Origin of the sequence: Lentzea sp. NPDC058450, assembly GCF_042721395.1 — a bacterium.
In the GTDB taxonomy this organism is placed as follows: Bacteria; Actinomycetota; Actinomycetes; order Mycobacteriales; family Pseudonocardiaceae; genus Lentzea.
The window spans coordinates 39,203-51,849 of record NZ_JBHXLO010000030.1; the positions used below are offsets into that span (position 1 = coordinate 39,203).

Consider the following 12,647-nt stretch of genomic DNA (forward strand, 5'->3'; position numbering starts at 1 on the left):
TCACACGAACGCCTGCCCGAAGCCGAGCAGAATTCCGCCCCAGCCACCCTCGCCGCTGACGCCGTCGCGCACCCGTTCGGGCTTGGTGAAGTGCCGCTCGAAGTGGCGATGCACCAGCTCAACGCGGGTGCCCGCGTCCTCGGCGGTGAAGGTGATCTCCACCTCGGACGCCCGCGCGGGGTCCGGGTCGTAATCCCAGTCACCGTCGAGGTGCCAGGCCAGCAGCAGCCGCGACGGCGGTTCCCAGGCCTTCACGCGGCCCCAGTCGCACTCGCCGCCGTTCTGGTCCACCTCGTACCAGCGGCCGCCCTCGCGCGGTTCGACGACGACGTCCTCCAGCTCCGCGTCGCTGATGTGGTGCGCGGCCGGCCACCACGTCACGAACTTCTCCGTGAACACCTTGAACGCGTGGTCGGCTGATGCGTTCACCAGCACGGACCTGCGGACCTCCGTCATGATTCCTCCACCACCGCAGCGAAGTTCGCGAGCGCCTGACCCCACACGTCGTCGAGGTAGTCGCGCATCGCGGCCACCCCGACGTGGTCGACCGAGTACCTCCGCCGGGTGCCTTCGGCCTGGACGCGGACCAGCCGTGCCTCCTTGAGCACCTTGAGGTGCTGGGACACGGCGGGCCGCGACACCGGCAGCACGGCGGCGATCTCCCCCACCGCCCGCGGCCCGGCCACGAGCAGCGTGAAGATCTCGCGGCGGGTCGGGTCGCCGAGCGCCGCGAACGCCGTTTGGTAAGTCTCCACGAACGGTAAGTCTGAACTTACCGAAGCGCGCCTGTCAACGCCCGGAAGTACGCGGCCTGCCCGGCCCTGGTCGGGTGGTACGAGTCCTTGGTGGGGTTGACCAGCGCGTTGATCCACGGCTCCCGCGCACACACTCCGTGGTCCGCAAACGCTTCCCTCACGTCGACGTACCGCGCGCCCGCCCGGCCGGCGGCCTGCGCGATCTGGTCCGAGAGCTGGTCAGCGGCCTCGTTGAGGGCGGCGCGTTTGACGATCGACAGAGTGCGGCAGTCGTCGTCCGGCGTGAACAGCCGCGGGTAGCCGACGATGACGAGCTGGGCGGCCGGGGCGGCCTGCTTGATCGTCGCGTAGGTGCCGTCGAGCAGGGCGGGCAGCCGTCCGCGGATGAAGTCGACGGCCTGGGAGGCCCGCGCCGAGCAGGCCACGTCGCCGTTGAGGGTGCAGGTCGTCAGGACGTCGGCGAACCCGAGGTCGTTGCCGCCGATGGTGATCGTGACGAACGTGGTGTTCGGGGTGAGCGCTCTCATCTGCGTCCGCAGCGACTTGGTCGTCGCCCCGCTGCACGCCACGAACCGGAACGACGGGAACTCCGCGCCCTGCAACGCCGGGTAGGCGTTCGAGCTGCGGCGGCACGCCCCGTCCACATAGGAACCGGCGCCCGCACCGGACGCGTAGGAGTCGCCGAGTGCGACGTACTCCGGAGCGATCGGCGCGGGCGCCATCAACGCGACTGCCAGTACTCCAGCCATGAGACCCATACGGCCCGGAGTACCACTGTGGACGGTTGTTCCAGAAGGTGGTTAACCCAGTCGAGTGGGCAGCACGCAGACCGGAATGGCGGTCTGCAGGGCCGTCCCGGACGGGGTCAGCCTGCCCGTGGCCTTGTCGACCTTGAACGACGTGACGTTGTTCGAGTTCTGGTTGGCCGCGAACAACAACGACCCTGCCGGGTCGAACGTGATGTGCCGCGGGTACTTGCCGCCGACCGCCGTCGTGCCGACCATCGTGAGCCCGGTGGCGTTCACCGAGAACTGCGCGACGCTGTCGTGACCGCGGTTCGACAGGTAGACGAACCTGCCGTCCGCGGAGACCAGCACCTCGGCCGGGTAGTTCGTCGGGCTGCCCGACGGCACGGTCTTGAGCACCTGGCCCGGCGTGAGGATCCCGTTCGCGTACGAGCAGGTCACGATGGTCGAGTCGAGCTCGTTCGCCACGTAGGCGGTCTTGCCGTCGGGCGCGAACGCGATGTGCCGCGGCCCCGCTCCCGGCTTGACCTTGGCCTGCGAGACCTGCACGAGCTTCCCGCCGGTGAACGAGTAGACGAACACCGAGTCGGCGCCGAGGTCGACCGCCGCGGCGTACCTGCCGGCCCGGTCGAACACGATGTGGTGCGCGTGCGGGCCTTCCTGGCGGTCGGGGTTCGGCCCGGTCCCCTTGTGCTGCACCTTCTGCGTGCGCGCGCCGAGGCTGCCGTCCGCGTTGACCGGGAAGACGCTGAGCGAGCCGGACGAGTAGTCCGCCGTGATCAGGAACTTCCCGGACGGGTCCAGCGTGAGGTGGCACGGGTCCGCGCCGCCGGTCGCCTGCTTGTTGATCACCTTGAGCGTGGCCGCGTTGATCGCGGTGACCTCGCCCTTGGTGTTCTCGTTGACGGCGTAGAGGAACCTGCCGTCGGCCGACTCGATCACGAACGACGGGTTCACCACGCCGCTGATCACGCCGGTCGTCCTCAGCTGGCCCGACACGGAGTCGTAGGTGCCGATGCCGATGCCCTTCGCACCGCCGCTCCACGTGGTGTAGGCGCCGAAGAACACTCTCCGGGTCGCAGCGGCCGCCTCAGCGGTTCCTCCGGTCATCAGCAGTCCTGCTCCCACGCCCATGGCTCCGAGAAAACGTCGCCGATCTACACCCACGGCTGCACACCTCCGGTCTGACATTGCGGCGGCGGCGCAGCCCACACTGGCCTAGACCACTACGGCCAGGCAATAGGTGCAATCAAGATTGCGTCCAGCGCAACGGGCGGTGCGGCGGCTACCGGAGCGGGTCGGCGGAGATCAGCCGGGCCTTCTCGGCCTCCAGGTCGTAGGCGGGCGGCGGGAACTTCGGGTCCATCTCGCGCAGCGTCTCCAGCAGCAACCGGCTGATCGCCCAGTTCCGGTACCACTTCCGGTCCGACGGAACGGCGTACCAGGGCGTCTCGCGGCAGTTCTTCAGCGCCTGCGTGTACGCGTCCTGGTACTTCGACCACTTCGACCGGACGTCGATGTCGGCCGGGTTGTACTTCCAGTTCTTGCGCGGGTCGTCCAGACGCGCGAGCAGCCGTTCCTTCTGGACCTCCGGCGAGATGTGCAGGAAGCACTTGACCACCGTCGTGCCGGAGTCGGCGAGCTCCCGCTCGAACGCGTTGATCTCCTTGTAACGCCCGCGAATCTCGGCGGCCGTGAGCAGGCGTTCTACTTTGGGCACGAGGACGTCCTCGTAGTGGGAGCGGTCGAACGCCCCCAGCCGGCCCTTCTCCGGCAGCACCTTGCGGATCCGGGTGAGGAAGTGCTGGCGGCGTTCGGCGGGAGTCGGTTTCTTGAACGACGCGATCCGCACGCCCTGCGGGTTCACCAGGCCCATGACGTGGCTGACCACGCCGCCCTTGCCGGAGGTGTCCATGCCCTGCAGCACGAGCAGGACCGAGCGAGAATCCTCCGCGTAGAGCGCTTCCTGCAGGGCGTCCAGCTCGACCCCGGTGGCGGCGATGTCCTCGGCCGCCTCCTTCTTGTTCTTGGGACCGGTGGGCCGGCCTGCCGGGTCGAGAGTGGAGAGATCCACCTCATCGAGTCGCAGGGCGTCACGAACCGACTTCTTAGCCATCTCCAGACCGTAGCGATTCACCGCCGAGTCCGCCTGCTGTGCAACAAACCGCCACGGACTGGTGAATGTCTGCAACGAACTGAGGCAGTGCGCAATGCTTCACGGTCGAAATCGTTTGTTCAGGCCCCTAACCTGGGAGGATGACCGCCATCGCTGAGCACGACACCACCACCAGCGCTGACTACGTCGCTTTGGACGAAGAGTGGAGCACGCACAACTACCACCCGCTGCCGGTGGTGATCTCCCACGGCGAGGGTGCGTGGGTCACCGACGTCGAGGGGCGTCGTTACCTGGACTTCCTGTCCGGCTACTCCTCGCTGAACTTCGGCCATCGCCACCCCGCCCTGGTGGCCGCCGCCGTCGAGCAACTCGGCCGCGTCACGCTGACGAGCCGCGCGTTCCACCACGACCAGTTCGGCCTCTTCTGCCGTGAGCTCGCCCAGCTCACCGGCACCGAGATGGTCCTCGCGATGAACTCCGGCGCCGAAGCCGTCGAGTCCGCGATCAAGGTCGCGCGCAAGTGGGCCTACCAGGTCAAGGGCGTGCCGGAGGGCGCCGCCGAGATCATCGTCGCCGGGTCCAACTTCCACGGCCGCACCACGACGATCGTGTCGTTCTCGACCGATGACACCGCGCGCAACGACTTCGGCCCGTTCACGCCGGGCTTCAAGGTCGTGAAGTACGGGGCGCTGGACGAGATCGAGTCCGCGATCTCCCCGCGCACCGCCGCCGTGCTCTTGGAGCCGATCCAAGGCGAGGCCGGCGTGGTCGTGCCGCCCGCCGGGTACCTCGCGGGCATCCGCCGCCTGTGCGACGAGAACAACGTGCTGATGATCGCCGACGAGATCCAGTCGGGGCTCGGCCGCACCGGCGAGCTGTTCGCGCTGGACCACGAGGGCGTGCGCGCCGACCTCTACACGCTCGGCAAGGCGCTGGGCGGCGGCATCCTGCCGGTGTCCGCGGTGGTCGGGTCGAAGGCCGTGCTGGGCGTGCTCAAGCCCGGCGAGCACGGGTCGACGTTCGGCGGCAACCCGCTCGCCTGCGCGGTCGGCCGCGCGGTCGTGCGGCTGCTGGCGACCGGTGAGTTCCAGGAACGCTCGCGCGAGATGGGCGCGTACCTGCACGCCGAGCTCGGCAAGCTGGTCGGGTCCGGTGTCGCCGAGGTCCGCGGGCGCGGGCTGTGGGCTGGTGTCGAGATCGCGCCGGGCGGGCCCGTCGGCCGGACGGCCTCGGAGGCGTTGGCCGCGCGCGGGGTGCTGTGCAAGGAGACGCACGCGTCGACGTTGCGCGTCGCGCCGCCGTTGGTGATCACCCGGGACGAGATCGATCTCGGCGTGCAGGCGATCGCGGACGTCGTTCGTCCCGTTTAGGGTGATTTTCCCTGCGTGGCAAGGTCACAAATGCGGCGGACGGACCACGTTGCCCGTCCGCCGCAGGCATCATGACTCGTATGGGTGAACGGGTGCGAGCTGAGGCCGCTGCGGCGTTGGGGCGTTGGGTCGAGCCGGAAGAGGTCTACGCGGAGGGGCGCGCACTGCGGTCCTCAGTGGACTTCAAGGCGCACCGCGCGATGTCGCTGGCGAAGTCCCGCCCGTCGGTGCTGGAGTTCATGCGCGCCAGCAACGAGGGCCGGCTCGAGCACCTGATCCCGTTGCGGGTCGGGCGGATGCTGGAGAACCCGTTCGCGTTCTTCCGCGGCTCGGCCGGACTTCAGGCGGGCGACCTCGCCGCCGGGTGCGCGACGGGGCTTCACGCTCAGTTGTGCGGTGATGCACACGCAGCGAACTTCGGCCTCTACGGCACGCCCGAGGGCCAGATCGTCATGGACATCAACGACTTCGACGAGACGCTGCCCGGCCCGTGGGAGTGGGACCTCAAGCGGCTCGTGGCGTCGCTGGTGCTGGCGGGCCGCGTCGGTGGCGTGTCGGACAAGGGCTGCCGCGACGCCGCCGAGGACGCCGTGCGCGCGTACCGGGGCGCGATCCGGCACCTCGCGGAGATCCCGTTCATGGACTCGTGGAGCGCGCTGGGCGACGAGTCGACGCTGTCGAAGGTGAAGGCCGACGACCTGATCAACGACTTCTCCAAGGCCGCAGAGAAGTCGCGCAAGAACACCAGTGCCCGGTTCGCCGCGAAGTGGACCGCGCACGACGGCGAGAAGTGGCGGTTCGTGACGAACCCGCCGACGTTCACCGAGGCCACTCCCCCGACCAAGGCGGCCGTGATCGCCGCGCTGCCGTCCTACGTGGACACCCTGCGCGAGTCGCGGACCAACCTGATCATGCGCTACGGCGTGTCGGACGTGGCGTTCCGCGTCGTCGGCACCGGCAGCGTAGGGCTGCGCAACTACCTGATCCTGTTGCACGGCAACGGCTCCGAGGCGGTGGTGCTCCAGGCGAAGGAGGCCCGCCCGTCGGCGTTGCAGCCGTTCCTCGACGTGCCCGCGCCCAAGCACGAGGGCAAGCGCATCGTGCACGGCGCGCGGCTCGTGCAGGCCGAGACGGACATCCTGCTCGGCTGGACGACGATCGAGGGCAGGCACTTCATCGTGCGGCAGTTCCGCAACCGCAAGGGCGAGATCGACGCGACGACGTTGAAGCGCGACGACCTCGACGACTACGGCCGCTTCGCGGGCGCGCTGCTGGCCCGCGCGCACACCCGGTCGCTCGACCCGCGCCTGCTGGCCGGGTACTTCTCGAACGGGGACGGCGACGACGTGGACGAGGCGTTCGCGAAGTACGCGTTCGACTACGCCGACCAGACCGAGGCCGACCACGACGACCTGACGAAACTGGTCAAGAACGGGAAGCTGCCCGCACACGTCGAATGACCGCCTCGGCGGCGAGGCCCTCGTAGCAGGCGCCGACCGACACGCCAGCGTTCCCACCACACGAAGATGAACACCGAGATTGCCTAGCCTGACGGTATGAAGATCCGCCGCGCCGCCTCCTCCGACGACGTGTTCGCCGCCGCGCACCTGTTCGACGCGCCGCCGAAACCGGACTCGACGGCGCGGTTCCTGGCGCAGGAGCACAGCCACCTGCTGATCGCGTACATCGGCGAGGAGCCGGCCGGGTTCGTGTCCGGGGTCGAGACCACCCACCCCGACAAGGGCACCGAGATGTTCCTCTACGAACTCGGGGTGGACGACGCGTTCCTGCGCCGCGGCATCGGGACGGCGCTGGTCGAGGCGTTGAAGACGCTGGCGGCGGAACGGGGCTGCTACGCGATGTGGACCGGCACCGCCGCGGGTGACGCGGCGGCGCAGGCCACCTACCGGAAGGCGGGCGGGTCGATCGACGACGGCGCCTTCGTCAGCTGGGACCTGACCTAGGTCCAGACGGGCTCGTCCACTTCGGACACCTTGCCGTCCGCGCGGAAGTGCAGGAACCGGTCGAACGACTTGGCGAACCACCGGTCGTGCGTGACCGCGACGACTGTGCCCTCGAAGTCGTTCAGCGCGTTCTGCAGCGCCTCGGCCGAGGCGAGGTCGAGGTTGTCGGTCGGCTCGTCGAGCAGCAGCAACGTCGCCCCGGACAGCTCCAGCAGCAGGATCTGGAACCGCGCCTGCTGGCCGCCGGAGAGGTTCTCGAACCGCTGGTCGCCCGCGTGGTGCAGGCCGTAGCGCTGCAACACCGACATGGCCGCGCCACGATCGCGACCCGCGCGCTGGCCCTCGCCGTGCCAGAGGATGTCGACGAGCGTGCGGCCGAGCCACTCCGGGTGCTCGTGCGTCTGCGCGAACAGGCCGGGCACGACCCGTGCGCCGAGCTTCCAGTTGCCCTCGGTCCGCACGGTGTCGCCGCCGAGCAACCGCAGGAAGTGGCTCTTGCCCGAGCCGTTCGAGCCGAGCACCGCCACCCGGTCGCCGAAGAAGATCTCCTGCGAGAACGGTTTCATGAGCCCGGTCAGCTCCAGCTGTTCGCACGTGATCGCGCGAACGCCCGTCCTGCCGCCCTTGAGGCGCGGGCTGACCTTCTCGTCCGTGGGGATCTCCGGCGGCGGTCCCGCCTCCTCGAACCGTTGCAGCCGTGCGGCCATCACCCGGTACTTCGGCGCCATCGACTCGTAGTACTTCGCCTGCTGCTGGAGGGTCCGCACGAGCTCCTTGAGGCGTTCGTGCTCCTCGTCCCAGCGGCGGTGGTCTTCCTTGAGCTTGTCGATGCGTTTGGTGCGGGCGTCGTGCCAGGTGCCGAACGAGCCGGGATGCGTCCACGCCGAGTGTGCCTCGACCGTAACCACGTGCGTGGCGGCGTTCGCGAGCAGCTCACGGTCGTGACTGACGACGAACACGGCCTTGTCGGTGGCCTTCAGGCGTTCTTCGAGCCAGCGCTTGCCGGGCACGTCGAGGTAGTTGTCGGGCTCGTCGAGCAGCAGCACCTGCTCGTGGCCGCGCAGCAACGTCTCCAGCACCAGCCGCTTCTGCTCGCCGCCGGACAGCGTCCGCACCTCGCGGAACCGGGCCCGGTCGTACGGCAGGCCCAGCGCGGCGACCGTGACGGTGTCCCAGAGGACCTCGACGTCGTACCCGCCCGCCTCGCCGTAGCTGGTGAGGGCGTTCGCGTACCGCATCTGGGCGGCCTCGTCGTCGGTCTCCATCAACGCGAGCTCGGAGTCGTCCAGCTCGCGCGCCGCGTTCCGGAGCGCCTCGGGAGCCACCGACAGCAACAGGTCGCGCACCAGGCTCTCGTCCCGCACCGAGCCGATGAACTGCGGCATCACCGCCAGCCCGCCCTGCACGTGCACACTGCCCTGCTTCGGGGTGAGCTCACCCGACAGGATCCGCTGCAACGTCGTCTTGCCGACGCCGTTCGCGCCGACGAGCGCGACCACGGTCCCGCCGCTCACCTTGAACGAGACGTCGCGGAACAGCTCCCTGCCGTCAGGCAGGGCGTACGCGAGCCCGTTCGCTTCCAGATACCCCACGCCGGAGATGGTCGGGGTTACCGCTTTCCGGCGCCAGCGAGTTTCCGGGCTACCTCAGCCGCAGCGGGTACCTGCGCAGCACCAGCACACCGGCCGTCACCAGCAGGCACTGGAAGGCGGGGCCGAACGCGCTGATCACGGTGAGCAACACCGTCAGACCGCCGAACACGAGCAGCAGGGAGTAGAACAACCACGGCCGCACCTGGCGGTTCATGGTGCGGGCGAGTCTCGGCTCGTCCGCCAGCAACCGCTGCTCGATCTCCTCGAGCGAGCGGCGTTCGGCTTCACTCAGCATGGGTGCCTCCGGAAGACGTCGGGACGTCATCATTCCCGCCCGCCACCCAGTGGATACTCGAACGCCGCCGGAGTCAAACTCGCCTTGAGCCCGGTTCATGCCGTAGCAGTAGTCCCAAGATCTCTACTGACGGCTCAGCGCCACCAACCGGCTGACCGCGCGCAGGTACTTCTTGCGGTAGCCGCCGCGCAGCATCTCGTCGGTGAACAGCTCCGACAACGGCCTCCCCGACACCGCGACGGGGATGTCGCGGTCGTACAGCCGGTCGCCGAACGCCACGAGCCGCAGCCCGACGTTCTGGTCGGGCGCGGGCTTGACGTCCTTGAGGTGCACGGCCGTGACGCCGTCCAGCAACCTGCCGTACTTCGACGGGTGGATGCGGGCGAGCGCTTTGCACAGGTCGTCGAAGTCGTCGAGCGTCGAACCCTCGGTGTTAGAGGCTCTCACGATCAATTCACCGTCTGACATCGGTGAGGGGGCGTCAGGCAGACCGCGGTGGCGGTAGTCGGGGCCGTCGACGCGGACGATGTCGAACTTCGACGACATCGACTGGATCTCGCGCAGGAAGTCGGCGGCGGCGAAGCGGCCCTCGCCGAGCTTGTCCGGGAGCGTGTTCGAGGTGGCGGCGATGTGCACGCCGTGCGCCGTCAGTTCCTTGATCAGGCGGGTGACGAGCATGGTGTCGCCGGGGTCGTCGAGCTCGAACTCGTCGATGGCGAGCAGCTTGTGCGCGGAGAGGCGCTTCACGGCCTCGGGGAACGTCAGCACGCCGACGAGGTTCGTCAGCTCCACGAACGTGCCGTACGCCTTCGGGCCCGGCACGGCGTGCCAGAGCGAGGCGAGCAGGTGGGTCTTGCCGACGCCGAAGCCGCCGTCGAGGTAGAGGCCGAGCTTGCCGGGCTCGTCGTCGCGGGAGCCGAACAGCGACCACTTCCTGCGCTTCACGCTGACCCGCGCGGCGAACAGCCGGCCGGCCTCGACGGCGGCGGCCTGCGACGGCTCGTCCGGGTTCGGGATGTACGTGTCGAAGCTGACGGAGCCGAACCTCGGCGGCGGTACCAGGTTCTCGATCAGTTCGTCGGGGCTGACCTGGGGATCCCGGTCGGACAAGCGCATGCCGGGAGCTTATCGGCGTGATGGGATGGCTCAGTGGAGATGTTGTGGCCCTCACCGGGCGTTGAGATGACCGACACAGCCCTGCGCGATCTTTACGACTACCCGCCGGACCGGACGTGGGTCACGGCGAACTTCGTGTCCAGCGTGGACGGCGCGGTGTCGGTCGACGGGCGGTCGGCCGGCCTCGGGTCGCCCGCGGACCGGCAGATCTACCTGCTCGGCCGCGAGCTCGCCGACGTCGTGCTGGTGGGGGCCGCGACCGTGCTGATCGAGGGCTACCGGGGCGCGAAGCGGGAGTCGCCGCTGCCCATCGCCGTCGTCACGTCGCGCGGGTCGCTCACGCCGGACCTGCCGCTGTTCACCGACACGAAGGTGCCGCCGATCGTGATCACCACCGAGGCCGCGCGGCTCCCTGACCTGCCCGCCGACGTGATCATCGCGGGCGAGACCGAAGTGGACCTGAAGGTGGCCGTGGACGCTCTCGCGGCACGCGGGTTGCACAAGGTCAACCTCGAGGGCGGGCCCCGGTTGTTCGGGTCGATGGTCGCCGAGGGCCTGGTCGACGCGCTGAACCTGACGGTCGCGCCGGTGCTCGCGGTCGGCGACTCCTCGCGGATCGCGCACGGCTCGGTGATCCCGCCGGTGGACCTCGCGCTGGCGTCGGTGCTGCGTGCGGACGACGTGTTGTTGTTGCGGTACCAGCGGCGGAATTCCAGCTGAAGAGGCAGGATGAGCCCGTGGACCTACCGCTGACACCGCCGTTGCAGCCGATGCTCGCCACCGCGGTGGACGGCATCCCCGACGACGCGAACCTGTTCTTCGAACCGAAATGGGACGGGTTCCGGTGCGTGGTGTTCCGCGCCGGCGACGAGGTGCTGCTGCAGTCACGCAGCGGGAAGCCGCTCAACCGCTACTTCCCCGAGGTCGTCGCGTCCATGCTGGACGTGCTGCCCGACCGCGTCGTCGTCGACGGTGAGCTGGTGGTGGCGAAGAACGACGAACTGGACTTCGACGCGTTGTCCGAGCGGATCCACCCGGCGGCCTCGCGGGTGGCGCTGCTGTCGGAGTCGACGCCGGCCACGTTCGTCGCGTTCGACCTGCTGGCGCTCGGGTCCGAGGTGCTGCTGGAGTCGCCGACGGTCGCGCGGCGCGAGGCGTTGCTCGGGTTGGCGGGGCTCAACGTCACGCCCGCGACGACGTCGGTCGAGACGGCGCGGCAGTGGTTCACGCTGTTCGAGGGCGCCGGGCTGGACGGCGTGATGGGCAAGCCGTCGGACGGGCCGTACACGCCGGGCAAGCGGTCGATGATCAAGGTGAAGCACGCGCGCACGGCCGACGTCGTGCTCGCGGGACTGCGCTGGCACAAGGACACCGAGCCCGGCACGGCCGTCGGCTCGTTGCTGCTCGGCGTCTACGACTCCCAGGACCTGCTGCACCACATCGGCGTCTGCGGGTCGTTCAAGGCGGCCGAACGCCGGGAGCTGGCCGCCGAGCTGGCGCCGTTGATCACCACCGGCGACGACCACCCGTGGGCGAATCCCCAGCCGGGGCAACGGATTCCGGGTGAGATCAACCGGTGGCGCGGCAAGCAGGCCGAGTACGTGGCGTTGCGTCCCGAACGGGTGCTGGAGATCCACTACACCCAGACCGAGGGCGAGCAGCCCGTGCGGTTGCGGCACAACGGCCAGTTCGCGCGGTGGCGTCCGGACCGCGAACCGTTGTCGTGCCGCTACGACCAGTTGGAGATCCCGGCGCGTTATGACGTGGCGTCGGTGCTGAAGGGCGAACTGCGGGCGCGTTAGGCGTCGGGCTTGGCCGACCGCGTCGCACCGACCGATGCGATCACCACACAACACACGGCGACCCATTGCGCCGGTTTGAGCTCCTCGCCGAGCAGCAGCAGGCCGGCCAGCGCGGCGACGACCGGTTCCATCGACATGAGGATGCCGAACACGCGCGGTGGCATGCGCCGCAACGCCTCCAGCTCCAGCGAGTACGGGATCACCGACGACATCAGCGCGACCGCGAACCCCGCCGCGAGCACCAGCGGGTCGAGCATCGCGGTGCCGGCCGAGGTGATGCCGAACGGCAGCGCGATCACCGCCCCGACCACCATCGCGAGCGCGAGCCCCTGGCCGTCGCTCGTCTGGCTGCCGAGCTTGGCCGTCACGAGGATGTACCCGGCCCAGCACGCGCCCGCGGCGAGCGCGAACAGCACGCCCGTCCACAACAGACCGCCCTGGAACCCGGTCAGCAGCAGCACACCCGTGCCGGCGAGCAGCACCCACAGGCCGTCGATCCAGCGCCGTGACCCCGCGACGGCCACCGCGAGCGGCCCGAGGAACTCGATCGTGACGGCGGCGCCGAGCGGGATGCGGGCGAGCGCGGCGTAGAAGAAGAGGTTCATCGCGGCGAGCACCGTGCCGTAGACGACGACGGTGACCAGCGTGCGACGGTCGAGCCTGACCTGGGGGCGCCAGATCGCGACCAGGATGAGCGCGGCCATGACCAGGCGCAACGTGACCGTTCCGGCCGATCCGGCGACGGCGAAGAGCTGCTTCGCGAACGCCGCGCCGACCTGCACGCTGACGATGCCGAGCAGCACGAGCGCCGTCGGCGGGACGCCGCCCAGCAGGCGCGCGGCGGGGAGCCGATCAGCGTGAGCCATACGTCCATCCTGACTCACCTTGCAT

At 69.4% G+C, this 12,647-nt stretch carries 14 protein-coding genes; 5 read left to right on the forward strand and 9 right to left on the reverse strand.

Translation table 11 applies throughout. The features are described 5' to 3' along the window. From ACFWNN_RS34975 to ACFWNN_RS34995, 5 genes are all read right to left on the reverse strand, one after another. A complete protein-coding gene (locus tag ACFWNN_RS34975) occupies positions 1-456 on the reverse strand; it encodes an SRPBCC family protein (RefSeq protein ID WP_382444227.1) in 456 nt (151 codons plus the stop codon). Beyond that, positions 453-755 (reverse strand): ArsR/SmtB family transcription factor, encoded by a 303-nt coding sequence (locus tag ACFWNN_RS34980; protein ID WP_382444228.1) that lies wholly within the window; start codon positions 753-755, stop codon positions 453-455. The genes ACFWNN_RS34975 and ACFWNN_RS34980 overlap by 4 nt, the downstream gene beginning before the upstream one ends. A gap of 17 nt (positions 756-772) precedes the next feature. Further along, positions 773-1,504: an SGNH/GDSL hydrolase family protein gene (locus tag ACFWNN_RS34985; RefSeq protein WP_382444229.1), complete on the reverse strand. Its 732-nt coding sequence runs from the start codon at positions 1,502-1,504 to the stop codon at positions 773-775. A gap of 51 nt (positions 1,505-1,555) precedes the next feature. Beyond that, positions 1,556-2,611, reverse strand: coding sequence for a lactonase family protein (locus ACFWNN_RS34990; protein ID WP_382444230.1), 1,056 nt, complete (start codon positions 2,609-2,611; stop codon positions 1,556-1,558). Positions 2,612-2,786: 175 nt separating this feature from the next. Then, positions 2,787-3,617 (reverse strand): PPK2 family polyphosphate kinase, encoded by an 831-nt coding sequence (locus ACFWNN_RS34995; RefSeq protein WP_382444231.1) that lies wholly within the window; start codon positions 3,615-3,617, stop codon positions 2,787-2,789. Between the two features lie 140 nt (positions 3,618-3,757). Here ACFWNN_RS34995 and rocD point away from each other — a divergent pair, with 140 nt between their 5' ends. The 3 genes from rocD to ACFWNN_RS35010 all read left to right on the forward strand — a co-directional run bounded on the left by rocD (position 3,758) and on the right by ACFWNN_RS35010 (position 6,951). Beyond that, entirely contained in the window at positions 3,758-4,987 is a 1,230-nt protein-coding gene (rocD, locus tag ACFWNN_RS35000) for an ornithine--oxo-acid transaminase (protein WP_382444232.1), read from the forward strand. Positions 4,988-5,067: 80 nt separating this feature from the next. Further along, on the forward strand, positions 5,068-6,447 hold the full coding sequence (locus ACFWNN_RS35005; RefSeq protein WP_382444233.1) for a DUF2252 domain-containing protein: 1,380 nt from the start codon (positions 5,068-5,070) through the stop codon (positions 6,445-6,447). Between the two features lie 96 nt (positions 6,448-6,543). After that, positions 6,544-6,951, forward strand: coding sequence for a GNAT family N-acetyltransferase (locus ACFWNN_RS35010; RefSeq protein WP_382444234.1), 408 nt, complete (start codon positions 6,544-6,546; stop codon positions 6,949-6,951). Here the strand turns inward: ACFWNN_RS35010 and ACFWNN_RS35015 are convergent. The 3 genes from ACFWNN_RS35015 to zapE all read right to left on the reverse strand — a co-directional run bounded on the left by ACFWNN_RS35015 (position 6,948) and on the right by zapE (position 9,954). Beyond that, positions 6,948-8,543 carry an ABC-F family ATP-binding cassette domain-containing protein gene (locus ACFWNN_RS35015; protein ID WP_382444235.1) on the reverse strand — a complete coding sequence of 532 codons (1,596 nt, stop codon included), beginning with the start codon at positions 8,541-8,543 and terminating at the stop codon, positions 6,948-6,950. The two genes, ACFWNN_RS35010 and ACFWNN_RS35015, sit on opposite strands and share 4 nt — an antisense overlap. Positions 8,544-8,592: 49 nt before the next feature. Then, a complete protein-coding gene (locus ACFWNN_RS35020; protein WP_382444236.1) occupies positions 8,593-8,838 on the reverse strand; it encodes a DUF3040 domain-containing protein in 246 nt (81 codons plus the stop codon). 123 nt (positions 8,839-8,961) lie between these two features. Beyond that, positions 8,962-9,954 carry a cell division protein ZapE gene (gene zapE / locus ACFWNN_RS35025; RefSeq protein WP_382444237.1) on the reverse strand — a complete coding sequence of 331 codons (993 nt, stop codon included), beginning with the start codon at positions 9,952-9,954 and terminating at the stop codon, positions 8,962-8,964. Positions 9,955-10,020: 66 nt separating this feature from the next. Between zapE and ACFWNN_RS35030 the strand changes: the two genes are divergently transcribed. Continuing rightward, positions 10,021-10,674, forward strand: coding sequence for a dihydrofolate reductase family protein (locus ACFWNN_RS35030; protein ID WP_382444238.1), 654 nt, complete (start codon positions 10,021-10,023; stop codon positions 10,672-10,674). 17 nt (positions 10,675-10,691) lie between these two features. Then, positions 10,692-11,756, forward strand: coding sequence for an ATP-dependent DNA ligase (locus tag ACFWNN_RS35035; RefSeq protein ID WP_382444239.1), 1,065 nt, complete (start codon positions 10,692-10,694; stop codon positions 11,754-11,756). On the opposite strand, the gene ACFWNN_RS35040 is transcribed toward ACFWNN_RS35035, so the two are convergent. Then, complete coding sequence (locus tag ACFWNN_RS35040) at positions 11,753-12,622, reverse strand: DMT family transporter (RefSeq protein WP_382444240.1); 870 nt, start codon at positions 12,620-12,622, stop codon at positions 11,753-11,755. The two genes, ACFWNN_RS35035 and ACFWNN_RS35040, sit on opposite strands and share 4 nt — an antisense overlap. Positions 12,623-12,647 lie beyond the last annotated feature (25 nt).